General features: G+C 70.5%; 26 protein-coding genes and 1 pseudogene. 15 read left to right on the forward strand and 12 right to left on the reverse strand.

Going from position 1 to position 22,448, the window contains the following annotated elements; genetic code table 11:
• Positions 1 to 141 precede the first annotated feature (141 nt).
• Both CEQ11_RS12935 and CEQ11_RS09935 read left to right on the forward strand, forming a co-directional pair.
• Positions 142 to 777: a hypothetical protein gene (locus CEQ11_RS12935; RefSeq protein WP_067189364.1), complete on the forward strand. Its 636-nt coding sequence runs from the start codon at positions 142 to 144 to the stop codon at positions 775 to 777.
• Positions 778 to 802: 25 nt separating this feature from the next.
• The gene (locus tag CEQ11_RS09935) at positions 803 to 1,447 is read left to right on the forward strand and encodes an SIMPL domain-containing protein (protein ID WP_088478491.1); all 645 of its coding nucleotides are present in this window, start codon (positions 803 to 805) and stop codon (positions 1,445 to 1,447) included.
• A gap of 9 nt (positions 1,448 to 1,456) precedes the next feature.
• On the opposite strand, the gene CEQ11_RS09940 is transcribed toward CEQ11_RS09935, so the two are convergent.
• Positions 1,457 to 1,948 (reverse strand): histidine phosphatase family protein, encoded by a 492-nt coding sequence (locus CEQ11_RS09940; RefSeq protein WP_193763015.1) that lies wholly within the window; start codon positions 1,946 to 1,948, stop codon positions 1,457 to 1,459.
• A 34-nt stretch (positions 1,949 to 1,982) separates the two neighbouring features.
• On the opposite strand from CEQ11_RS09940, the gene arfB reads away from it, so the two are divergent.
• Positions 1,983 to 2,423 carry an alternative ribosome rescue aminoacyl-tRNA hydrolase ArfB gene (arfB, locus tag CEQ11_RS09945; protein ID WP_088478493.1) on the forward strand — a complete coding sequence of 147 codons (441 nt, stop codon included), beginning with the start codon at positions 1,983 to 1,985 and terminating at the stop codon, positions 2,421 to 2,423.
• 1 nt (position 2,424) lies between these two features.
• Here the strand turns inward: arfB and CEQ11_RS09950 are convergent, their stop codons facing one another.
• Positions 2,425 to 3,711 (reverse strand): DUF4921 family protein, encoded by a 1,287-nt coding sequence (locus CEQ11_RS09950; RefSeq protein ID WP_088478494.1) that lies wholly within the window; start codon positions 3,709 to 3,711, stop codon positions 2,425 to 2,427.
• A gap of 208 nt (positions 3,712 to 3,919) precedes the next feature.
• On the opposite strand from CEQ11_RS09950, the gene CEQ11_RS09955 reads away from it, so the two are divergent.
• Positions 3,920 to 5,434 carry an acetyl-CoA hydrolase/transferase family protein gene (locus tag CEQ11_RS09955; protein ID WP_088478495.1) on the forward strand — a complete coding sequence of 505 codons (1,515 nt, stop codon included), beginning with the start codon at positions 3,920 to 3,922 and terminating at the stop codon, positions 5,432 to 5,434.
• Positions 5,435 to 5,573: 139 nt separating this feature from the next.
• On the opposite strand, the gene CEQ11_RS09960 is transcribed toward CEQ11_RS09955, so the two are convergent.
• Together CEQ11_RS09960 and CEQ11_RS09965 are read right to left on the reverse strand one after the other, a co-directional pair.
• Positions 5,574 to 5,999, reverse strand: coding sequence for a hypothetical protein (locus tag CEQ11_RS09960; protein WP_088478496.1), 426 nt, complete (start codon positions 5,997 to 5,999; stop codon positions 5,574 to 5,576).
• Positions 5,999 to 6,418, reverse strand: a complete 420-nt coding sequence (locus CEQ11_RS09965) for an organic hydroperoxide resistance protein (protein WP_088478497.1) — start codon at positions 6,416 to 6,418, stop codon at positions 5,999 to 6,001. Before CEQ11_RS09965 ends, CEQ11_RS09960 begins: the two co-directional genes overlap by 1 nt.
• Positions 6,419 to 6,529: 111 nt before the next feature.
• Here CEQ11_RS09965 and CEQ11_RS09970 point away from each other — a divergent pair, with 111 nt between their 5' ends.
• Entirely contained in the window at positions 6,530 to 7,018 is a 489-nt protein-coding gene (locus CEQ11_RS09970; protein WP_088478498.1) for a MarR family winged helix-turn-helix transcriptional regulator, read from the forward strand.
• Between the two features lie 249 nt (positions 7,019 to 7,267).
• Complete coding sequence (locus CEQ11_RS09980; protein ID WP_088478831.1) at positions 7,268 to 8,242, forward strand: IS481 family transposase; 975 nt, start codon at positions 7,268 to 7,270, stop codon at positions 8,240 to 8,242.
• On the opposite strand, the gene CEQ11_RS09985 is transcribed toward CEQ11_RS09980, so the two are convergent.
• From CEQ11_RS09985 to CEQ11_RS09995, 4 genes are read right to left on the reverse strand one after another with little or no spacing between them, the layout of a single operon-like run.
• Positions 8,234 to 8,710 carry an alpha/beta fold hydrolase gene (locus CEQ11_RS09985; RefSeq protein WP_255397956.1) on the reverse strand — a complete coding sequence of 159 codons (477 nt, stop codon included), beginning with the start codon at positions 8,708 to 8,710 and terminating at the stop codon, positions 8,234 to 8,236. The two genes, CEQ11_RS09980 and CEQ11_RS09985, sit on opposite strands and share 9 nt — an antisense overlap.
• Positions 8,664 to 8,987: an alpha/beta fold hydrolase gene (locus CEQ11_RS13305; protein WP_255397965.1), complete on the reverse strand. Its 324-nt coding sequence runs from the start codon at positions 8,985 to 8,987 to the stop codon at positions 8,664 to 8,666. The genes CEQ11_RS09985 and CEQ11_RS13305 overlap by 47 nt, the downstream gene beginning before the upstream one ends.
• Positions 8,984 to 9,994 (reverse strand): NADP-dependent oxidoreductase, encoded by a 1,011-nt coding sequence (locus tag CEQ11_RS09990; protein ID WP_088478499.1) that lies wholly within the window; start codon positions 9,992 to 9,994, stop codon positions 8,984 to 8,986. Before CEQ11_RS09990 ends, CEQ11_RS13305 begins: the two co-directional genes overlap by 4 nt.
• 41 nt (positions 9,995 to 10,035) lie before the next feature.
• The gene (locus CEQ11_RS09995) at positions 10,036 to 10,719 is read right to left on the reverse strand and encodes a type 1 glutamine amidotransferase domain-containing protein (RefSeq protein ID WP_088478500.1); all 684 of its coding nucleotides are present in this window, start codon (positions 10,717 to 10,719) and stop codon (positions 10,036 to 10,038) included.
• A 255-nt stretch (positions 10,720 to 10,974) separates the two neighbouring features.
• Here CEQ11_RS09995 and CEQ11_RS10000 point away from each other — a divergent pair, with 255 nt between their 5' ends.
• Positions 10,975 to 12,588 carry an inorganic phosphate transporter gene (locus CEQ11_RS10000; protein ID WP_088478501.1) on the forward strand — a complete coding sequence of 538 codons (1,614 nt, stop codon included), beginning with the start codon at positions 10,975 to 10,977 and terminating at the stop codon, positions 12,586 to 12,588.
• 76 nt (positions 12,589 to 12,664) lie between these two features.
• Here CEQ11_RS10000 and CEQ11_RS10005 read toward each other — a convergent pair whose 3' ends face one another.
• Positions 12,665 to 13,258: a TetR/AcrR family transcriptional regulator gene (locus CEQ11_RS10005; RefSeq protein WP_193763016.1), complete on the reverse strand. Its 594-nt coding sequence runs from the start codon at positions 13,256 to 13,258 to the stop codon at positions 12,665 to 12,667.
• 109 nt (positions 13,259 to 13,367) lie between these two features.
• Between CEQ11_RS10005 and CEQ11_RS10010 the strand changes: the two genes are divergently transcribed.
• The 5 genes and pseudogenes from CEQ11_RS10010 to CEQ11_RS10030 form a co-directional block, all read left to right on the forward strand.
• Positions 13,368 to 14,456 (forward strand): catalase family protein, encoded by a 1,089-nt coding sequence (locus tag CEQ11_RS10010; protein ID WP_102957517.1) that lies wholly within the window; start codon positions 13,368 to 13,370, stop codon positions 14,454 to 14,456.
• Positions 14,457 to 14,509: 53 nt separating this feature from the next.
• The gene (locus CEQ11_RS10015; RefSeq protein ID WP_002855262.1) at positions 14,510 to 15,205 is read left to right on the forward strand and encodes a hypothetical protein; all 696 of its coding nucleotides are present in this window, start codon (positions 14,510 to 14,512) and stop codon (positions 15,203 to 15,205) included.
• A 1-nt stretch (position 15,206) separates the two neighbouring features.
• Positions 15,207 to 16,613 (forward strand): Dyp-type peroxidase, encoded by a 1,407-nt coding sequence (locus CEQ11_RS10020; protein ID WP_088478503.1) that lies wholly within the window; start codon positions 15,207 to 15,209, stop codon positions 16,611 to 16,613.
• Positions 16,613 to 16,999: a hypothetical protein gene (locus CEQ11_RS12940; protein ID WP_102957518.1), complete on the forward strand. Its 387-nt coding sequence runs from the start codon at positions 16,613 to 16,615 to the stop codon at positions 16,997 to 16,999. The genes CEQ11_RS10020 and CEQ11_RS12940 overlap by 1 nt, the downstream gene beginning before the upstream one ends.
• Before the next feature lie 31 nt (positions 17,000 to 17,030).
• Positions 17,031 to 17,375 (forward strand): annotated as a pseudogene (locus CEQ11_RS10030) (histidine phosphatase family protein); the annotation flags it as partial.
• An 84-nt stretch (positions 17,376 to 17,459) separates the two neighbouring features.
• Here CEQ11_RS10030 and CEQ11_RS10035 read toward each other — a convergent pair.
• Positions 17,460 to 17,825, reverse strand: a complete 366-nt coding sequence (locus tag CEQ11_RS10035) for a helix-turn-helix transcriptional regulator (protein WP_088479010.1) — start codon at positions 17,823 to 17,825, stop codon at positions 17,460 to 17,462.
• Positions 17,826 to 17,906: 81 nt separating this feature from the next.
• Between CEQ11_RS10035 and arsB the strand changes: the two genes are divergently transcribed.
• The 3 genes from arsB to CEQ11_RS10050 are packed head-to-tail and all read left to right on the forward strand — an operon-like array spanning position 17,907 to position 20,816.
• Positions 17,907 to 18,998 (forward strand): ACR3 family arsenite efflux transporter, encoded by a 1,092-nt coding sequence (gene arsB / locus CEQ11_RS10040; RefSeq protein ID WP_088478504.1) that lies wholly within the window; start codon positions 17,907 to 17,909, stop codon positions 18,996 to 18,998.
• A gap of 23 nt (positions 18,999 to 19,021) precedes the next feature.
• Positions 19,022 to 19,450, forward strand: a complete 429-nt coding sequence (locus CEQ11_RS10045; RefSeq protein ID WP_088478505.1) for a low molecular weight phosphatase family protein — start codon at positions 19,022 to 19,024, stop codon at positions 19,448 to 19,450.
• Positions 19,451 to 19,478: 28 nt separating this feature from the next.
• A complete protein-coding gene (locus CEQ11_RS10050) occupies positions 19,479 to 20,816 on the forward strand; it encodes an FAD-dependent oxidoreductase (protein ID WP_153052699.1) in 1,338 nt (445 codons plus the stop codon).
• A gap of 44 nt (positions 20,817 to 20,860) precedes the next feature.
• On the opposite strand, the gene CEQ11_RS10055 is transcribed toward CEQ11_RS10050, so the two are convergent.
• Positions 20,861 to 21,190, reverse strand: coding sequence for a hypothetical protein (locus CEQ11_RS10055; RefSeq protein ID WP_088478507.1), 330 nt, complete (start codon positions 21,188 to 21,190; stop codon positions 20,861 to 20,863).
• A 747-nt stretch (positions 21,191 to 21,937) separates the two neighbouring features.
• Entirely contained in the window at positions 21,938 to 22,375 is a 438-nt protein-coding gene (locus CEQ11_RS10060; protein ID WP_088478508.1) for a hypothetical protein, read from the reverse strand.
• Between the last annotated feature and the right edge of the window lie 73 nt (positions 22,376 to 22,448).

The following is a 22,448-nucleotide window of genomic DNA, read 5'->3' on the forward strand; positions in this document are numbered from 1 at the left end:
CGCTCCACCCTAGGCTGAGGGCCAGGCGGCACGACGCGCGCCACCGCCCGCCCGGACCTGTGGACAACTCCCCGGCGGCCTCGGCATTCGGGTCACGATGGATGGAGGCGAGGACGGGCCTCGCCGGAGGGAGGAAAGACCATGACCATCACCGCAGGCGAGTCCCGATACGGCATGCCGTGGGCGCGCGAGGACTATGAGCGGCTGGCGGACGTGCTGCCGGAGACCGAGGACGCCTTCGAGATCGGCGTCAGGATCGGCAGACCTCCCACTGCGCTGGCCGAGCGCTGCCGTGCCATGCTCCCCGCGCGGGAACGGCACATTCCGGGATGCATGGTCCTGAACCGGCTCCACCGGCTGATGCAGGAGGAGGACTTCGACTGGGAGTCCGCCATGCGCGAGCCCGAGATCAAGGCACCGGTGACCGTGGTCGAGGAGCACCACACCGGGTGGAAAGGCCTGGAGACGGCGGACAAGGTGGCGGCACTCGATGCGCTCATCGCCCATCGCGAGCATCTTGCGCCGGATGAGTGGAAGCGCGTCCGGGAGGCCCTGGACGAACCCGGTATCGACGAGGCGCTCGCACGCCGCCGCATCGACCGCCTGGTCCGCCAGGGGTGGGCTCGGAACGACGCGCACTACTCCACGATGTTCCGCCTCCAGTACGAGGCCTTCGACGGCGACGACGACCGCGTCGCCTTCATCCTGAACGCCCACGAGCCTGCCCCGGAACCCAACCCGTGGTTTGGGTCCGACGACGGAGACTGGCGGTACTGAGACACCCTCCGGCTACGCTCGGCCCATGCGCATCACCGTCCACGGCCATCACCGCATCAGCCGCTCCCCCGAGCTCGGCAGGCTCCGCCTGCGTGTGGAGGCATCCGGCCCGGACAGGGCCGCGGCGCTGGAGACGGTGCGGCAGGAGGCCGCCCGCCTGTCCGGTGAGCTGCTGGATCTGAAGGCCGGCGGCCTGCTGGACGAGTACGTTGTCCAGGCGCCGGGCACCCATGTGGAGCGCGACCAAGACGAGCACGGCCGCCCCACCGTCCTGCGGCACGTGGTGTCCGTGGCGGTCACCGCCGTCTTCACGGACGCCTCCGTCCTCGGCGAGCGCGTCTCCGAGTGGGCGCTCCGCCTTCCCCTCGAGATCGGCTGGGTGGACTGGCAGCTGACGGAGGCCACCCATCGAGAGCTCGAGGAGTCCGCGCTGACCGAGGCCGTCGCCGACGCCCGACGCCGCGCGCAGGTCATGGCCGCCGCGGCCGGGGCCGGGGAGGTCCGGGTGCTCGAGGTCGCCGATCCGGGGCTGCTCTCCGGCGGCGAGGCCGCGCAGGACTCCGGTGTCCGCTTCGCCCGCGCCTACGGGGCCAACGGCGGCGAGGGCATCGCCGTGGTCCCGGAGAACGTCACGGTCGAGGCCGCCGTCCAGGTCCGCTTCGAGGCCTGACCGTCCTGCTCAGTCCTCGCTTCCGGGTGGCCGCCCGTGGGCGGTCAGCTCAGCGGGCCCTCCCCACTGCTGCATCACGACGACGGCCAGCCCGGACGTCTTCATCGTCACCGGCTCTCCGGTCAGGTGGGCGACGAGCTCGTCGCAGGCCGGGCTGTGGCCGACCAGGACCACGGTGTTCGCGTCCCGGGCCTCCGGGGCGGAGGCCAGGCCGCGGACGATCTCCAGCAGGTCGGCGCCGTCGAAGGTGTAGGCCCGTTCCTCGACGCGTTCGGGGACGGCGTCCGGGAGCTCGGCGGCGGCCAGACGCCAGGCGTCGGCGGCGCGGACGGCTGGCGAGACGACGGCGAGGTCGATCGTCGGAGTATTCGCGGCCAGCCAGCGCCCGGCCTCGGCCGCCTGGCGCCGGCCGCGCTTCTTCAGCGGCCGGTGCCGGTCGTCCACGGGGACGGACCAGTCCGACTTGCCGTGGCGCATGACGATCAGGGTGCGGTGGCTCATGGCCCCATTGTGTCTGCACGGGATACTGGAGGGCATGAAGGATCTGCGCGTCGCCCCGTGCCCCGGTGCGCCGCGCGGACTCATGATCCCGGCTGCAGAGCTGACCGAGCGGTTCGCGCGGGCCTCCGGCCCCGGCGGTCAGGGCGTGAACACCACGGACTCACGCGTGCAGCTCAGCCTGGACCTCACGGAGTGCTCCGTGTTCACCGACGCCCAGCGCGAACGGGTCCTGCAGCGCCTGGCCGCCAGGCTGACCGCTGGCGTCCTGACGATCGACGCCGCCGAGCACCGGGCTCAGCGCCGCAACCGCGTGGCCGCCCGCGAGCGGCTGGCGGCCCTGCTCGAGGAGGCGCTGACGCCTCAGAAGCACCGGCGGGCCACCAAGCCCACGCGCGGCTCCCAGCGCCGCCGGCTCGAGGGGAAGAGGCGCCGCTCCGAGATCAAGCAGGCCCGGCGCCGGCCTCGGATGGACTGACTCAGGCCAGCTCGATCCCCGCGGCGAGCGCTCCGTCCGCCTGCAGCTCGCGCAACCGTGCCAGCACCCGGTCCCGCAGCGTCCACGGGCTGACGGTGTTCACGTTGACCTTGGTGGCGCCCTCGAAGCCGGCGAGGGTGGAGACGCGCCACTTCAGGCAGAACCGCCAGGGGATGCGCACGTCCACTCCGGCCGGGCGGGTGTGCCACTCCTCGTTGCAGGGCACGTCCGCGCCGGTCGCGGCATGGGCGGCGTGCAGCAGGTCGGACACCGCGCCGAGCTCCTCGGCGGAGTGCTCCCACGGCTCCGAGGCCTCGGCGGTGGACCAGACCTCGAGCGTCGGATAGCGGTGCCCGAAGCCGGCGAACAGGACCGCGTGCGCGTTCTGCGCCACCACGAGGCCGCGCTTCCGCGCATATCCCACGGCCCAGTCCTCGAACACGTCGGGGTTCTTCGCCACGGCGGCGAGGACGGCCTCGTTCTGCGCCCCGCGCTCGTCGATGGCCACCAGCTGCTTGTGCAGATGGTCGAAGGAGGCGCCGGCCGGCTTCAGCCAGTTCTGGAACACGGACACATACCGCACGCCCGGGTCCATGGCGTAGAGGTCCTTCGCGGCTTCGGCGGTGAACCGGATGAACTCGCGGTGCTCCTCCGGCGTCAGGGTTCCGGACGACGCCAGCTCGTGGTCCGTCTCGGCCCCGTCCACGAAGTGGCGCCGGGCGATGACCACGTCGTGCCCGCCGCCGAAGAAGCCGGAGGCCGCCTCGATCCGCTCGTCCTCGGTCATGCCGCAGATCTCGTCGTCGGTCTTGCCGGAGGCGCGCAGCTTGTTCTCGATCACCGCGAGCACGTGGGCGCGCCCCTCCTCGGTCGCGAGGTAGGCGTCCCGGCTGGCACGCACGGACTCGGACAGCTCGTAGCCGTGGTTGAGGTGCCAGTAGTCGTAGCTGAGGATCTCGAAGAGGTTCGGCACCCGCCGGAACTCGGCCACGGTGGCGTCGAGCTCCTCGGCAGGCACGGCCGACAGCGTGCGGTGCGTGCCGTCGTCGTCCCTCACGGAGCGGGACTTCTCCGGCGGGGTCTCCCGGACCCGGTCGGAGCAGAAGGCGCAGTGGCGGCCATGCATCGACGGGTCCAGCCGGACGGCGGCAGGGCGGGCCACGCCCAGCGGGCGGTCGCCGCGGCCGGGGACGGTCCACACCTCGGTGCCGGTGAACGGGTTGCGTTGCTTCACGGTGCCGTCGGCGAGCTCGACGAGGAAGTCGGGGGCGTCGGCGGCCACGGCCATGGCGGCTCCTTCGAGAGGACGGCGGGGACTACGCCACAACCTAGCCGCTGCCGCAGGCCGGCACGTGCAGGCGAAGAACGGGCACCACAGCCGGCGGCCGCGCCCTGGACCGCCGTGGTCCTTGCAGGGCGACGGCTGACACCTGCTCCCTGCCCCGGGGGTACCCTGGACGGTGGCCCGTCTCACTCGCTCACCCCATGGAGGCCCCATGTCATCCCGCATACACCACCCCGGTCTGCGCGCCAAGGTGATGTCCGCCGACAAGGCCGCGGCCTTCATCGAGCCGGGCACCACGGTGGGCATGTCCGGCTTCACCGGATCGGGCTACCCGAAGGCCGTACCGACCGCACTGGCCGAACGCATCAAGGCCGCCCACGCCCGCGGGGAGGACTTCCAGATCAACCTGCACACCGGCGCCTCCACCTCCACCGAGATGGACGGCGCGCTGGCCGAGGTGGACGGCGTCGCCCTGCGCACCCCGTTCCAGTCGGACCCGACCATGCGTGCGAAGATCAACTCGGGCGACATCGAGTACATCGACACCCACCTGTCCCACCTGGCGCAGACGGTGTGGAACGGCTTCTACGGCCCCATGCGCACCGCCGTGATCGAGGTCTCCGCGATCCGCGCGGACGGCACCCTCGTCCCCTCCTCCTCGGTGGGCAACAACAAGTCCTGGCTGGACCTGGCGGACCAGGTCATCCTCGAGGTGAACTCCTGGCAGTCCGAGGACCTGGAGGGGCTGCACGACGTCTACTACGGCACCGCCCTGCCGCCGCAGCGCAAGCCGATCATGATCATGGACCCGGCCGACCGCATCGGCCAGCCGTACTTCGTGTGCGACCCGGACAAGGTCGTGGCGGTCGTGGAGACTCACGGGCCGGACCGCAACTCTGCGTTCAAGCCGGCCGACGCCGACTCGATCGCGATCGCACAGCACCTCGTCGACTTCTTCGAGCACGAGGTGCAGCACGGCCGCTACGACGAGCGCCTGCTCCCGCTGCAGTCCGGCGTGGGCAACATCGCCAACGCCGTGATGGCGGAACTGGTGAAGTCCCGGTTCAAGGGTCTGACCGCCTTCACCGAGGTGGTCCAGGACGGCATGCTCGACGCCCTCGACTCCGGCACCCTGCGTTTGGCCTCGGCGACTGCGTTCTCCCTGTCCACGGAGAAGGCGGAGGAGTTCAACGCCAACGCCGGCAAGTACCGAGACAAGCTGATCCTGCGCACCCAGGAGATCTCCAACCACCCAGAGCTCGTGCGCCGGCTCGGCATCCTCGCCATGAACGGCATGCTCGAGGCCGATCTCTACGGCAACGTCAATTCCACCCACCTGATGGGCACGAAGATGATGAACGGCCTCGGCGGCTCCGGCGACTTCGCCCGCAACGCGTTCACCTCCTTCTTCCTCACCCCCTCCACGGCCAAGGGCGGGGACATCTCCTGCATCGTGCCGATGGTCTCGCACGTGGACCACACCGAGCACGACGTGCACGTGGTGGTCACCGAGCAGGGCTTGGCCGACCTGCGCGGCCTCTCCCCGAAGCAGCGCGCCCGCACGATCATCGACACGTGCGCGCACCCGGACTACAAGGAGCAGCTGCAGGACTACTTCGACCGCGCGATGCGTGACTCGGGCGGCCTGCACACCCCACACCTGATGGACGAGGCCCTGGCCTGGCACCAGCGCTTCATCGAGACCGGGACGATGCGTCAGGGCTGACGGCCAGACGGCCCGCACGCCTCCGGGGCACCTGCGACGGGGCACCCTACAGAGGGCCGCGCCTCGCGGCGGGGTGAGATCACGCCAGCTCCGGGCACGTGCCCGGATCCGGCCCAGGGCCGCAGGACCGGCGACGGCGTCAGCGGCGCCCGCCCGGCTCCCGCTCGGGGATTCCCGCGGCCCACAGGGCGGCCGCGATGAGGGCGGGCTGGCCGAACAGCCGCGCCAGGCGGCGGCCGTCCGTGTCCAGCCCGAAGCCGTCCTTGCGCTCGGCGTACTGCCCGATGTTCCCGGGGTAGATCGCGGTGTAGAAGGCCGCCAGGGCGGTGCCGGTGAGGCGACGCTGCCCGGGGAGCGCCAGCAGAGCGGCCCCGAGGCCGATCTCGGCGACGCCGGATCCGAGCACCACGAGATCCGCCGGGAGCGGGACCCACGAGGGCACCTGGGCGCGGAACTCACGGCGCGCCACGGTGAGGTGGGACAGCCCCGCGGCGGTCATGACCCCGCCGAGGCCGAGGCGGGCGGCGGTCTGGGAGAGGGGGATGGACTGCCGGCGCTTCGTCATCACGCCTCCCCGAGCTCGAGGACGACGTCGATGTTGCCCCGGGTGGCGTTCGAGTAGGGGCACACCTGATGCGCCTGCTCCATGAGGGCGCGGGCCTGGTCCGCGGGGACATGGGGCAGCACGACCTCGAGGGTGACCTCCAGACCGAAGCCCTCACCCTGGCGGCCGATGCCCACGCGCGCGCCGACGGAGGAGTCGGTGATGTCGGCACGGGAGGCGCGGGCGACCATCTGCAGGGCCGAGTGGAAGCATGCGGCGTAGCCGGCGGCGAACAGCTGCTCGGGGTTGCTGCCCTGACCGGAGCCGCCCATCTCGGTGGGCACGGCGAGGTCGAGGTCGACCCGCCCGTCGGTGGTGCGGACATGGCCGTCACGGCCGGCGCCGGTGCTGAGCGCCTCGGCGGTGTAGATGGTCTCCATGGGAGGTCCTTTCATCCGCCCGCCCCGTGCGGGACGAGTCGGCTCCAGCCTGCCACCCGGTTAGGTCGCGCGCAACCAAGTCGTTCCCCAGCGACCACTAGAATCTCTTCCATGGATGCCGCGCCGACCCCCAGCCTCGCTCTCGAGGACCAGCTCTGCTTCGCCCTGCACCGGGCGACGCGCGCCGTCACGCGCGGCTATGGCCCCCTGCTCTCCCGCCTCGGCCTCACCTACCCGCAGTACCTCGTGATGCTCACCCTGTGGCAGGTGGAGAGCGACGCCTCGGCCGCGACGGATGCGCCGACGCCGGGCGCCGGGGCGCTGGGGGTCGGGGCGCTGCGGGACCGGCTCGGCATGGACAACGGGACGATCACGCCCCTGGTGCGGCGCCTGGCCGGCATGGGGCTCGTCACGCGGGAGCGCGACGTCCACGACGAGCGGCGCGTGTTGGTCCGGCTGACGGACGAGGGACGAGCGCTGCGGGAGTCCGCCCGGACGGTCCCGGCGGACGCCCTCACCCGGATCCCCCTCGACGTCACCGAGCGCCGGGCCCTCATGGACCAGCTGAACCGGATCACCGAGGCCGTCGGGCCGCGCTGAGACGGCGGGAGCGGCCCGCGCACGGAGCCCGGGTCAGCGCACCCGGTCCAGGATCGCCCGGGCGACGGCGTCCGCCTCACGCTCGGGCAGCCAGTGGTCCGCGTCGAGCTTCACGAACCGGTACTCCCCCGCCACCTGCCTAGCTGTACTCGGCCATGACGTTGGTGACAGATAGTCCGTTGACGATGAAGAGAACCTCCGGGTGAAGTGGGGCTTGTCAACGGCATCCCAATCACCACGGAGGTTCTCATGTCCCACGCTAACGCCCGGTTGACCCTGTATGGAAGGACGCTACTGGTCCACCGGGTTCTGGAAGAGGGCATGCCCGTGGCCCACGCCGCGGCCTTGATGGGCATCTCGCGTCAGTGCGCGCACCGGTGGGTCTCCCGTTACCGCACCGAGGGCGAACACGGGCTGCAGGATCGTTCCAGCAGGCCTCACCACTGTCCGAGCAGAACCAGCGCCCAGACCGAACAGCAAGTCCTTCAGGCCCGCAGCACGCACCGGCGGGGTCAGGACTGGATCAGCACCAGAGTCGGGGTCCCGGCCAGGACGGTGAACCGGATCCTGGCCCGTCACCAGATGCCTGCCCTGGCCTGTCTTGATCCGGTGACCGGGGAAGTGATCCGTTCTTCGAAGGCCACCACTCACCGGTATGAGAAAGACCGTCCTGGCCAGTTGGTGCACGTAGACGTGAAGAAGATCGGGAAGATCCCGGACGGGGGCGGGTGGCGTGCGCATGGCAGGGCGGCTACCGCTCCGCTCAAAGGACGTCGACCCAAGATCGGGTACGACTATGTGCACTCGATGGTCGACGACTGCTCCCGGCTCTCGTACAGCGAGGCCTTGCCGGATGAGACCGGGCCCACGTGCGCCGGGTTCCTGGCCCGGGCCGCGGTGTACTTCGCTGAGCACGGCATCGACAGGATCGAACGGGTCATGACGGACAACGCCTTGGCGTACAAGAACTCGCAGGCGTTCAAGGAAGCGGTCTCAGCTTTGGGTGCACGGCAGAAGTTCATCCGGCCGCACTGCCCGTGGCAGAACGGCAAGGTCGAGCGGTACAACCGGACGCTGGCGCAGGAATGGGCCTACAGCCAGGTCTGGGCCTCGAATACTGAACGCACGGACGCCCTTGCCCGGTGGCTCCATGAGTACAACACTGAGCGTGGCCACACCGCGCTTGGAGGCAAGACTCCCGCTCAACGAGTGTCATCAACGTGATGGCCGAGTACACCTAGCCGTGAGCTCGGCGGCCCGCGGCCCCAGGGCCGCGTCCCGGGTGCCCCACACGTATGTGGTGGGGACCGACACGGGCGCGCTGCGCGTGGTGGTCACCAGATCCGGGTTCGCCCGATACCAGTTCACCGGGCCGCGCAGGCTCTGCGGGGTGGAGAACCGGCGGGCGTAGTGCTCCGCCCCGGGGACCTGCCCCCGCTGCAGCAGGGAGCCCAGCCGTCGCGCGAGGATCCGTTCGGGGAGGGCCGGTGTCTGGAAGGCGGCGATGTACCAGCTGCGGCGCAGCTGGTCCGGGCCGCGCAGGGCGCGGGCCAGGGCGGCCGGGTGCGGCGTGGACAGGACGGTCAGGGACGCGACGCGCTCGGGGTGGGCGGTGGCCAGCGCCCAGGCGACGGCGCCGCCCCAGTCATGGCCGACGACGTGGACGCGCCGCGCCCCCGCCGCGTCCGCCAGCGCGACGGCGTCCCCCCATGAGCGCCGGGAGGCGGTAGGCCGCCGTCGCCCGCGGAGCGGCCCCCGGGGAGTAGCCGCGCTGGTCCGGCGCGAGGGTGCGCAGCCCCGCGGCGTGCAGCAGCGGCTCGACGTGCCTCCAGGACGTGGCGTCCTGCGGGAAGCCGTGCAGCAGCAGGACCACCTCCCCCTCGGCCGGCCCGCCGTCGCGGACATCGAAGGTCAGGCCCTGATGCCGGAAGGTGGCCATGCCGCCCCCGAGCGCGCCGTCGCTCGTCACAGCCGGACGACCATCTTCCCCGTGTTGGCGCCCTCGAGCAGGTCGATGAACGCCTGGGGCGCGTTCTCCAGACCCTCCCGGACGGTCTCGTCCCACTGGATCTTCCCGTCGGCGACCCACGGGCCCACGCGCTCGAGGAACTCGGGACGGACCTGCGCCGCGTACTTCTGCAGGACGAAGCCGCGCAGGGTCAGCCGCTTGCCGATTGCCAGCGCGAGGTTGCGCGGGGCGGCCGGCGGCTCCGTCGAGTTGTACTGGGCGATCGCACCGCACATCGCCACGCGGCCGTCGACCCGCATCGCGGCGATGGCGGCCTCGAGGTGGTCGCCGCCCACGTTGTCGAAGTAGACGTCGATCCCCTCCGGCGCGGCCTCGGCCAGCAGGTCTGTGGGCGAGCCGTCGTGGTAGTTGAACGCGGCGTCGAAGCCCAGCTCCTTCACCCACGCCACCTTCTCGGGCGTGCCGGCCGAGCCGACGACGCGCGAGACGCCCAGGAGGCGGGCGATCTGGCCGGCGACCGAGCCGACGGCCCCCGCGGCGCCCGAGATGAACACGGCGTCGCCCTCCTGCATCTCGGCGACGTGCACGAGGCCGGTGTAGGCGGTCAGACCCGTCATGCCCAGCACGCCCAGGTAGGCGCTGTCCGAGAGCTGGGAGGTGTCCACGGCCTGGACGGTGTCGCCGTCGAGGACGGCGTGCTCGCGCCAGCCGAGGCCGTGGAGCACGGACGTGCCCTCCGGCACGTCCGCGTGGCGCGAGGCGATCACGGTGCCCACCGCGCCGCCGTCGAGGGAGGCGTCGAGCTGGAACGGGGGCACGTAGGACTCGACGTCGTTCATGCGGCCGCGCATGTACGGGTCCACGGACATCACGGTGTTGCGCACGAGGACCTGGCCCTCGGCGAGCTCGGGGAGCTCGACCTCCGTGAGGCGGAAGTTCTCCGGCGTCGGGGCACCGTGGGGGCGGGAGGCGAGGTGGATCTCGCGCGTGCGGGTGGGGGTGCTCATGGTGGTCTCCTCAGGGGTTGGGGTGGCGGGCTCGGCGGGGGTCAGCCCGCGAGCAGGTCGAGAAGGCGGCGGGCGGCGTCGGCGGAGGAGGCCGGGTTCTGGCCGGTCACCAGGGTGCCGTCCGTGACCACGAAGCTCTCCCCGTCCGGGCCCTTGCGATAGTCCCCGCCGGCGGCGATCAGCGAGTCCTCGACGAGGAACGGGACGACGTCCGTCAGCTGGGCGGCCTCCTCCTCGCCGTTGGTGAACCCGGCGACCTGACGGCCGCGCACAAACGGGGTGCCGTCGGCGGCGGTGATCGGGTGCAGGATCCCGGGCGCGTGGCAGACGAGGCCGAGCGGGCGCCCGGCCGCGTCGCTGTCGAGGATGATCCGCGTGGAGTCGGCGTCGGACACCAGGTCCCACAGCGGGCCGTGACCGCCCGGGTAGAAGACGGCGTCGAACCCGTCCACGTCCACCTGGGCCAGGGGCGTGGTGTGGGCCAGGGCGGCCTTGACCTCCTCGTCCTGGTCGAACCGGCGGGTGGCCTCGGTCTGCATCTCCGGCTGCGAGCTCGTCGGGTCGATGGGCGGCTGGCCGCCGCGGGGCGAGGCGAGGGTGACCTCGTGGCCGGCGTCCGTGAAGACGTAGTAGGGCGAGGCGAACTCCTCGAGCCAGAACCCGGTCTTGCGGCCGGTGTCGCCCAGCTGGTCGTGCGAGGTGAGGATCATCAGGATGCGGGACATGTCTGGGGCCCTTTCGCCGGTGGGGACTGAACTCTCATGGTCGTACACAACCGAATCTCGGGCAAGGGTGACAGCGCCCACCAGCCTCACGCCGCAGCGACAGCGAATCCGCCCCAGGCGCAGGACTGCAACCCGTCGCGGGCGGTTCACGGCTCCGCAAGCCAGCCGTCACGACGGCGTCAGGTCACTGGCGGAAGGTGGCGTTCGTGGTCGACCCCGATCAGCAGGGTCGACCCCGAGCAGAAGGGACCCCTCATGTCCTCCTCCACCACCGAAGCCCCAGAGCTGAAACGCAACGGGTTCCTGGGGCCCGACACCACCTGGCACCTCGCCTTCGGCATCCTCACCATCGGGGCGCTCGCCCTGTGCATCTCCTGGGCGCTCGGCTTCACGGACACCACGTACACGACGTTGCTGATCACCACGATCGTCGTGGGCATGTTCATGGCCTTCAACATCGGGGGAAACGACGTGGCGAACTCGTTCGGCACCTCCGTGGGCGCCGGCACGCTGACCCTGAAGCAGGCTCTGCTCGTGGCCGCGGTCTTCGAGGTCAGCGGCGCCGTGATCGCCGGCGGCGAGGTCACCGAGACCGTCCGCAGCGGCATCGTGGACCTCGACAGCGTGGAGTTGCCGCCGATGGACTTCGTGTTCATCATGCTCGCGGCCCTGATCGGCGCCGCCCTCTGGCTGCTCATCGCCACCCAGATGGGTTGGCCGGTCTCCACGACGCACTCGATCGTCGGCGGCATCGTCGGCGCGGCGGTGACCCTGGGCCTGCAGACCGGCGCCGGCGGTTTCGAGATGGTGCAGTGGGGCGAGATCGGCAAGATCGCTCTGTCCTGGGTCCTCTCCCCCACGCTGGGTGGCCTCGTCGCCTGGGTCCTGTACCGGGCGATCAAGAAGCACATCCTCGCCTACAACGAGGAGGCCGACGCCAAGATGCGCGAGCTGCGGCTGGAGCGCATCGAGCTGCGGAAGAAGCACAAGACGGCGTTCGAGCGCCTCTCCGAGGTGCAGCAGATCGCCTACACCAACGCCATGGCCCGCGACGCCGCCACCAAGTCCTCCGGCCACGACTACCATCCGGACGAGCTGGAGTCGGACTACTACCGCGAGATGGATGCGATCGAGTCCAAGGAGGACGAGGTCAACTCGCAGCACGCGCTGGAGGTCTGGGTGCCGCTGCTGGCGGCCGGCGGTTCGATCGTCATCTCCTCGATGCTGCTGTTCAAGGGTCTGAAGAACCTGGATCTGAACATCGACAACGTCGGCAACATCCTCATCATGCTCATGGTGGGTGCCGCCGTGTGGATGGCCGTGTTCATCCTCGCCAAGACCCTGAAGAAGCAGTCCCTGTCCCGGTCCACCTACCTGCTGTTCAGCTGGATGCAGGTGTTCACGGCCTCCGCGTTCGCCTTCAGCCACGGCTCGAACGACATCGCCAACGCGGTGGGTCCGTTCGCGGCGATCGTGGACGTGCTCCGCACCGACCAGATCAACGCCGAAGCCGCCGTGCCCGGCGCCCTGATGCTGGCCTGTGGCATCGCCCTGGTCTGCGGCCTGTGGTTCATCGGCCGCAACGTGATCAAGACCGTCGGCACCGGACTGACCGAGATGCACCCGGCGTCCGGCTTCACCGCCGAGCTCGCCGCGGCCGGCGTCGTCATGGCCGCATCCATGCTGGCACTGCCGGTGTCCTCCACCCACATCCTGATCGGCGCGGTGCTCGGCGTGGGCATCGTGAACCGGGCAGCGAACTGGAATCTGATGAAGCCGATCGCGCTGGCCTGGGTCATCACCCTCCCGGCCGCCGCGGTGATCGGCGCCATCGGCGTGACGGTGCTGCGCGCGGTGTTCGGAGGCTGACGGGGCACGTCGGCCGGCTCCCGGCGCGTGGCGGCGATCTCCGAGAGGCTGCGGGCCCGAGAGGCCGCCTCGGGCGTCACCCGGACGCAGGCCGCCCCGAGAGCAGACCGACGGCGGCCCCCAGGATGGCCTCCAGCTCGGCCTGGCCGACGTCGCCCACCGTCGCCAGCCGGTGCAGCAGCGTGCCGACGACCAGGTCGAAGGCGAGGTCCACCGCGGCGGGGTCCAGGTCGGCGTCCCCGGCGGGATCCGCCAGGGCCTCCCGGAGGAACGGCTCGCGAAACCGCGAGCGCAGCCGCGCCCGCGTCTCGGGGTCGCGCATCGCCTGGGTCAGCAGGCCGCCCAGGAGCGCCCGGACCGGGGTGGTCTGGATCTGCGCGGCCAGACGGCGGACGGCGCGGCACAGCGTCGCCCCCGGCTCCGGCCCATCCGGATCGGCAGGCGGCAGGTCCAGCGCTGCGGCGAGGGCGTCCACGGCGAGCGCCTCCTTGGACGGCCACCGCCGGTACACCGTCGTCTTGGCCACCCCCGCCCGGGCGGCGACGGCGTCCACGGTGGCGCCGGCGTACCCCTCGTCCCCGGCCAGCGCGACGGCCGCCGCCAGCACCGTCTCCTCGACGTCTTGACGGCGGGGCCTGCCCGCGCTTCGGTTCGCGGTCTTCGTCTGCACCGTCCTCCTGCCCTTGCCCCGGATCCTGTGACCGCCCTAGCATCGCTGATGACGGTTACGCGACTGATCGTAGCGTAAATGCACCCCTAGAGAGTGAGGCGCAGCACTCATGACCGAACCCGTGCGATTCACACCGGACGTCGAGCACCCCGCCGAACGCGAAGAGACCATCACCCGGGAGATCCTCGAGCAGATGGGCGAGGCCCAACGCCAGGCCGCCGGCCGGCATCGGCACGCCCATCGCGACGCCCACGCCAAGAGCCACGCCATCCTCAAGGCCACCCTGGAGGTGCACGAGGGCCTGGCTCCCGAGCTGGCGCAGGGCATCTTCGCCCGCCCGGGACGCTACGAGGCGGTCGCACGGCTGTCCTCCGCCCCCGGAGACATCCACACCGACCGCACCCCCGCCCCGCGGGGCTGGGCCCTGAAGGTGATCGGCGTGGAGGGCGAGCGCCTGCTGTCCGAGCCGGGCGGCCACAACCAGGACTTCCTGATGGTCAACTTCCCCACGCTGGCCTTCGGCACCGTGGGCCGCTACCAGGAGATGCTGGGACTGCTGGAGAAGAACTCCCAGAACCCCGAGCTGCTGCAGCGGCTCGCCACCGGCGCCGCCCGAGTGGTGCGCGGAGCCGTAGAGGCCGTGGGCGGGACCCCCAGCGCCACCCTGCAGGGCCTGGGGCGGGACAACGCCCACATCCTCGGCGAGACGTACTTCACCCAGGGCGCCCTACGCTACGGCGACCACATCGCCAAGGTCTCGCTGGCGCCGGAGTCCGCGAACGTGCGCGCCCTGACCGGTCAGGACATGGACGTAGAGGACTTCTCCTCGATCCGGGACGTGGTCGCGGACTTCTTCTCCCACGAGGGCGCGGAGTACACGCTGCGCGCCCAGCTGGCGACGGACCTGGAGAAGATGCCCGTGGAGGACGCCTCCGTGCTCTGGGACGAGGAGCAGGCCCCCCACCAGCCCGTCGCGACCCTGCGGATCGCCCCGCAGGACACCTACAGCCCTCGCCGCCGCGTCTACGGCGACGACGTCCTGACCTTCAACCCGTGGAACGGCGTGGTCGAGCACCAGCCGCTGGGCTCGATCATGCGCGTCCGCAGGCACGCCTACGAGCAGTCCACCCGCTACCGCCACGAGTTCAACGACCGCCCGGCCCCCGAGCCGGCCACGCTGGACGAGATCCCGGACTGATCCCGGCCCCGCCCCTCATCATTCATCCCGAAGGATTCTCGAAGGAGGACCTCATGAACGACCGCCCCGACCCCCGACTGCAGGACGAGAGCCGCCTCGACGCCGTCAAGCGCGCCGTCGAGGACGTCGCCCAGGACGCCCCCACGCTGGCCAAGATCGCCCTCGAGGCGATGATCCGCGAGCACAACCCGGACCTGTCCGGCACCGCCGACTCCGCCGGCCGCGTGGGGATGCGATCGGGCAAGGTCTCGGAGCTGACCGCGATCGCCCGCCTCAAGCCGGGCGGCGCCGAACGGCTGCAGCGCATCTTCGACCTGACCCGCGGCAACATGGACGGCGCCCAGCGCGTGTCCACGCTGCACGACATGCGCTTCGTCTTCTTCGACGACAACACCCGCATCCTCTTCGCCACGGCCTACGACGGCGACTGGGACGCGTACATCAACGACTTCGCCACCAAGATCCCCGAGCTGATGGACCTCCTCTTCCAGAACGTGGAGGGGTGGCCGGGCATCGACAGCCCGACCGTGAAGGACTTCATCGCCGACCACCAGATCACCGCCTCCGGGTGGTTCGTGGCGAACCCGCAGGTCACCGTGGTGGACACGCGCCGACTGCAGCGCACCGAGGACGCGGTGAACACCTTCCTGGACCAGATGGCCGGGCGCACCGACCTGGACGAGGACACGGCGGCCGCCCTGAAGCAGCTCACCGACACGATCTCCACCCCCGAGGCGGTGGACTACTGAGATGGGCGTGCTCAAGGACCTGAAGGAACGTTTCGATCGGGAGCGGGTCGAGCTGGACCTGGACGACATCCAGGGCCTGGTGCTGCGGTCGCGGCCTGAGCCCTACGTCGGCGCCCACGCCATGCTGACCGTGGAGGAGGCCGAAGGCGGCCGGGACTTCGTCCGTCGCCTGGCCGAGCACGTGACCTCCGCGCAGGACTGGGCCGACGACCTGCAGTCCTGGACCGGCGTGGCGATCAGCTACGCCGGCCTGCGCGCCCTCGGGCTGCCCGAGGACTCCCTGACCAGCTTCCCGCTGCCCTACCAGCAGGGGATGGCCGCCCGCGCTCAGCAGCTCATGGACACCGGACCGAACGCCCCGGAGCACTGGGACGAGGCGTTCACCCAGGACGCCTGCCACATCGCGCTGACGATCTACGCGGCCGACGCCGACGCCCTGGACGCCGCCCTGGACCAGGCGAAGGAGGTGCTGGAGCACTCCACCGGAGTGACCCTGGTGGCCACCCACCGGTTCGGGGTCGACGAGCTGAACAAGAACCCCTTCGGCTTCCGGGACTCCATCTCGCAGCCGACGGTGGCCGGCAGCGGGGTGCGGCCACAACCGGGCCAGGAGCGCTCCATCTCCGCCGGCGAGTTCATTCTGGGCGAGAACAGCGAGACGGGCTCCCCGCTGGCCGTGCCGCAGCCGGACGTGCTGGGCCGCAACGGGACCTACGTGGTGCTGCGCAAGTTCGCCAGCCGGGTGGGCGCCTTCAACGAGTACCTGGCCTCGCAGAGCCCGGACCCGGAGGAGCAGCACCGGATCGCCGCGAAGATGTTCGGCCGGTGGCGAAGCGGCGCCCCACTCGTGCTCTCCCCGGACCACGACGACGAGGAGCTGGGCAACGACCCGGAGCGGCGCAACGACTTCACCTTCGAGGACGACCCGAAGGGCCTGATGTGCCCGCACTCCAGCCACATGCGTCGCCTCAACCCGCGGGACAGCGATCTGTCGATCATGACGGACGTCAACATCAAGCGGATCATCCGGCGCTCCTCGACCTACGGTCCCGGGTGGTCGCCGGAGGTGGCCTCGGCCGATGACGCGAAGGAGGACCGCGGGATCTACTTCATCTTCATCAGCGCCCGGGCCTTCGACACGATCGAGTTCATGCAGCAGGAGTGGATCAACGGAGGCAACTTCGTGGACCTCGGCTCCGAGCGGGATCCGATCGTCGGTCTGCACGAGGACGACCCGACGCAGGGACGGTTCACCATCCCCGCCGAGCCGGCCCGCAAGCGCATCGACGGCATCACCACCTTCAACCGGATGGCCGGAGGCGAGTACCTCTTCATGCCCTCGCTCAGCGCCCTGCGGTGGATCGGTGAGGCGGGCTGGGCCTCGGACCAGTCGGACGCCGAGGCGTGATGCAGCCTCCGTCCCCGGGCAGCTCCGCGGGCATCCAGCCGTGGCAGGTTGACCTGGGCTGGTTGTGGGGCACCCCGCCGGGCAACGACGGCTCCCCCGCGACCCTGCGGCTGGACGTCGTCGGCCCCGGGGCGGCCCGGGCGGCCGCCGCGTGGCTGAGCTCCCTGCCCGGGGACGAGGACGGCGTGCGGGGCAGGGGCGGCTGGCGCGCCGACCCGGGCGAGCAGCCCGACGCGGACGACCACGCCGTCCTGTTGCTCACCTCGGCCGGTGAAGACGTGGCGGACGGGCTGGAGGACGCCGCCGACGACGCCCACGCGGCGCTGGCCGCCGTCGGGGGCCTCACCCTGCGGTGGACTCCCCTGCCCCGTGACCCGTCACGCTGAGGCGCTCGCGCCCCGTCAGTAGGCTGGAGTGATGGCGACGGTACTTCTCGTGCGGCACGGCCGCACCACGGCCAGTGCGACCGGGATCCTGACCGACAGGACCCCCGGCGTCGAGCTGGATGACACCGGGCGGGAGCAGGCGGCCCAGGCCGGGGACAGGATCGCCGCAGTGCCCGTAGCCGCGGGGGTGACCTGCCCCCTGCGGCGGTGCGCGCAGACCGCGGGGGCTCTCGTCGAGCGCCAGCCGGCCACGGTGTTGTCCACGGTCGAAGCCGACCTCACCGAGTGCGATTATGGCAACGGGCAGGGCCGGGCGCTCAGCGACCTGGCCACCGAGCCGCTGTGGGCGACGGTGCAGACCCAGCCGTCCGCCATCTGTGAGCAGCCGGCGTTGTGGGCTCAGCCGAACAGGACACTGGACCGTGCGGTCATGAGGATCGTCAAAGTCGGCGGCGGGGGTTCAGGCGATGTCGAGGAAGGAACGGAGCTCGGCGAAGGCCGACGGCACGACGGAGTAGTGCGCCCAGCGCCCCTTCTGCTCGCGCGTGAGCAGGCCAGCGTCGACGAGCTTCTTCATGTGGTGACTCACGGTCGGCTGGCTGATGCCCAACGGCTCGGTGAGATCACAGGCGCAGACCGAATTGCAGCCCTGAGCAGCGACATGGGAGAGAAGCCGGAGACGGGTCGGGTCGGAAAGCGCCTTGAGCAAGGACGCGATCCTCTCGGCCTCGACGCTGTCGACGGGCCCCGCTGAGAGCGTGCAGCACTCCTCAGGGCCGTTCATCGTCTCGAGCCCGGCAGCTGTGATCGAGGTCGTCGTGGACATGTCCCCACCTTACATTGACAGTCATCGATGTGAAGCATAGCCTTCGCATTGATATCCGTCGATGGAAGGTTCGACCCCCTCATGAGTACGACCACCAAGGATGTGGAGCAGCCCCGCGTGATGAAGGAGATGTCATTCCTCGATCGCTGGCTCCCGGTGTGGATCCTGGCCGCCATGGCAGTGGGTCTCCTGCTGGGGCGGTTCGTCCCCGGCCTGAACACCGCGCTGGAGGCGGTGAAGATCGGATCCGTGTCCCTGCCCATTGCGATCGGACTGTTGGTGATGATGTACCCGGTCCTGGCGAAGGTCCGCTACGACGAGACCCGGCGCATCGGCGCGGACCGACGCCTGCTGGTGACCTCGCTGGTGCTGAACTGGATCGTCGGCCCGGCACTCATGTTCGCCCTGGCCTGGATCTTCCTGGCCGATCTTCCGGAGTACCGCACCGGCCTGATCATCGTCGGGCTCGCACGCTGCATCGCGATGGTCCTCATCTGGAACGACCTCGCCTGCGGTGACCGAGAAGCAGCTGCGGTGCTGGTCGCGATCAACTCCGTCTTCCAGGTGATCGCCTTCGGTGCCCTGGGCTGGTTCTACCTCCAGGCGCTGCCGTCCTGGCTGGGGCTGCCGACCACGTCGGCCGAGTTCTCGATCGGCGCGATCGTCCTCAGCGTGCTGATCTTCCTCGGGATCCCGCTGGTCGCAGGGTTCCTGACCCGCATCCTCGGTGAGCGAGCCAAGGGTCGGACCTGGTACGAGGAGCGGTTCCTCCCGAAGATCGGTCCCTGGGCGCTGTACGGGCTGCTGTTCACCATCGTGCTGCTGTTCGCCCTCCAGGGCGACGCGATCATCTCCGCACCGGCAGACGTGGCCCGCATCGCCCTGCCGCTGCTGGTCTACTTCGTCGTCATGTTCCTGGGGTCCTTCCTGCTCGGCCGCGCGATCGGACTCGACTACGCGAAGTCCACGACCGTCGCGTTCACGGCCGCGGGCAACAACTTCGAGCTCGCCATCGCCGTCGCCATCGGCACCTTCGGAGTCACCTCCGGCCAGGCCCTCGCCGGCGTCGTCGGCCCGCTGATCGAAGTCCCCGTCCTCGTCGCCCTCGTCTACGTCGCCCTCGCTATGGGGCGGCGCCTGTTCCCCGGCGACACCACCGCCCCCACCCGATGACCCCACAGAAGGATCCCCTCGCCATGACCACGAAGCGCCCTTCAGTCCTGTTCGTCTGCGTGAAGAACGGCGGCAAGTCCCAGATGGCCGCCGCCCTCATGCGCCATCACGCCGGGGATGAGGTCGACGTGCATTCCGCCGGCACCCGCCCGGGCACCGCCATCAACGCCCAGTCCGCGGAGACGATCGCCGAGGTCGGCGCGGACATGTCCTCCGCCGTCCCGCAGCCGGTCACCCCCGAGCTGCTGCGAAGCGTCGACCACGTGATCGTCATCGGTGACGAAGCCGTCATCAAACCCGTCGAGGGCATGACCGCGCCGGTCACGACCTGGCACACCGATGAGCCCTCTCAGCGCGGCATCGAAGGGATGGAGCGGATGCGCTTGGTCCGCGACGACATCGACTCCCACGTCCGCAAGCTCCTGACCGACCTCACCGGCACCGCGAACTGACCGCCCCGCAGCAAGGAGACTCATCATCTTGACCACCGCAACGAACTCACATCCCATTGTCGTCATCGGCGCTGGCCCCATCGGCCTTGCCGCCGCTGCCCACCTCTCTGAGCGCGGCCTGCCGTTCCTGATCCTCGAGGCCGGGACCGCGGCAGGAGCCGCGATCGCCGAGTGGGGGCACACGCGGCTCTTCTCGCCGTGGCAGTACAACCTCGACGCCGCCGCACAGCGTCTCCTCGAAGCTGCCGGCTGGACCGCACCCGACGCCGACGTTCTCCCGACCGGTCACGAACTGCGCGAGCAGTACCTCGAACCGCTCGCGCAGCTTCCCCAGCTCGCCGAGTCGATCCGCTACGGGGCGCGGGTCACCGCCGTCTCCCGCGCCGGCATCGACAAGACCCGCACCGCACGCCGCGAGGAGACCCCCTTCCTCGTCCGGATCCAGACCACCGACGGGCACAGCGAAGACGTGCTCGCCTCCGCGGTCATCGACGCCTCCGGCACCTGGTCCATGCCCAACCCCCTCGGACAGGCCGGGCTCCTCGCTCCCGGCGAGCAGCAGGCCCGCGCCGCGGGCCACATCACCGCGCCGCTGCCTGACGTGCAGGGCCGCGACCGTGACCGCTTCGCCGGCAAGCGAGTCATGGTGACCGGTGCCGGCCACTCAGCCGCCAATACCCTGCTGGACCTCGCGGACCTGGAGGCCGACACCACCATCATTTGGGCCGCTCGCACCGCAGACCTCACCCGTGTCTACGGGGGCGGCGACCAGGACGAACTCGCAGCCCGAGGAGCGCTCGGCTCGCGACTGCGCCAGCTGGTCGACTCCGGACGCATCGAGGTCCTCACCTCCTTCACCATCACTCGCTTCAGAGCCGACGACACGTTGACCGTCCACGCTGTGACCCCGGACGGGGAGCGAGAAGTGAGCGTCGATGTGCTGGTGCCCGCCACCGGGTTCCGCCCTGATCTCGGAATGCTCTCCGAACTCCGCCTGGCCCTGGACCCGGCCGTCGAAGCACCGTCCCAGCTGGGGCCGCTGATCGATCCCGAGTTCCACTCCTGCGGATCCGTCGAGCCTCACGGTGAGCGAGTCCTCGCCCACCCGGAGACGAACTTCTACATCGTGGGGATGAAGAGCTACGGCCGCGCCCCCACCTTCCTCATGGCCACCGGCTACGAACAGGTCCGCTCCATCGCGGCAGCCCTGGCCGGCGACCGCAAAGCAGCCGACGCAGTCCACCTCGAACTACCCGAGACCGGCGTATGCACCACCGACCTCGGTGGCAGCTGCGACGCCCCAGCCCCAGCCGGCGACGCCTGCTGCAGCAGCCCGCAACTGATCGAGCTCTCCGTCGGCCGATGAGCAAACAGCGGGACGGCACGACGTTCTGTGCCGCCCCGCTGGGGTTATACCCGCCTGGACGCCGCCCAGCCCGGCGCGCTCGGCTCGAATACCTGGAACTGCAATGCATCCAGGAGCACCGCCTCCAGGTCCCCCTCGCACTCGGCCAGACGCATCCCCAGGTCTGTGCGGTGCCCGATCGCCCCTCCCGGGTCCGCTGGGGACGGGCCGGCCTGCCAGGCCACCACCGTCAGCACACCCCCGCTCACGTCGGCGTCGAGGAGACGCGCGTGAGTCTCACGGCTGAAGTACCTCTGGACCAGTGCGGACATCACCCGGCGCACCTCAGGCGTGGACGGCAACTCTGAGGGCGGCAGGGCATCCGGTGCAGTCATCGCCCCAGGGTAGGAACGAGTCCTCGTACCCGGATAGCCCCTCTGGGGACAGCTGCGCCCTGGCGCCGGCCCCTTGCGGTTGCAGGCTCACTCACACCAGAACGGCGCCGGGCGGACTTCACACGCCTCTCGCTCCACCAGGCCGATCCCTCCCACCAGGACAGGCCAGGCGGCCAGCACCAACAGAGCAACCACCGCGGCCGTCCAGCCCCACCGAGAGCGAGGGGATCTGGATCGACGAACCGGACGCCGCAGACGGCCGCGCATGCGACGGCGAGGAGCTGCCCCACGCTGACGAGCAAGGAAGGCGCCCCCATGGGAGCGTGGCTGCCCTGGGCGAACTCCGCGACGGCGTAGGCGGCCATGAAGACGGCTATGGCCACGGGAACGATGAGCACCAGCAGCACGAGCCCCAGGACCACTTGCGGTGCGGACCGCCCCGAGACCCGGCCAGCTGGGGTGGATTCGATCATCGGGTGATCTCCGAAGCTCAAGGGCGGATGGGTTGGGCCCGAGAGCCCAGCTACGAGGGCTCTACGAGTACGCCAAAAGAAACCTAGACCACGACCGATCCACCGGCGACCCCTGCCCATGAAGACTGAAGCAGCACCCACACCCAGCGCCCCGGCACAAACGGTCATTTGTGGCAGACCGCAGCCCCGCCACAACGCTTGTCACCAGTACATGGTGCCGGGGCAGACAAGGCCCCCCCACCCTGCTCATACGGCCCACCGCCGCACGAGGCAGTCAGCGACTGGTCCGTTGCAGCGGCACCGGTTCTGGCCGGGGCTGCACCTCAGCCGTCGTCGTCGCCGCAAGGATGCCGTGCGCAGCCGCCGCCAGGACCGCGCCCAGCACCCCGGACACCACGGCCCGGAGCCCAGCGTCCCCGATGACGCTCAACACCAGGCCCGGAATGACACCGGCCCGCATCAACAGCAGCACCCATGCCGTGCTGCCAGCCCCAGCGTAGAAGACACTGCGTCGAGCCTGCGCAGGATTGACCCGGTGATGCACCCCCCGCAAGGCGACCAGCACCCCAAGGACCGCCACGGCAAAGAGCGTCAGCCCCCATGCGAGGCCGAGCTCCTGCCGCAGTCCCCCGACGACGCCGGCGGCCCCCACTAGTGCGGATGCGGCACCGACCCGCCACCGCCACGCCCGTTCAGTTCCCTTTCGCCTCATGTCTCCATCCTCCCTCACGCCCTTCACAGTCAAGCTGGCGCGTCTTATACGGTCGTTTATGACAAGGGGCCCC

It is taken from the genome of Micrococcus sp. FDAARGOS_333, assembly GCF_002206575.2.
In the GTDB taxonomy this organism is placed as follows: domain Bacteria; phylum Actinomycetota; class Actinomycetes; order Actinomycetales; family Micrococcaceae; genus Micrococcus; species Micrococcus lylae.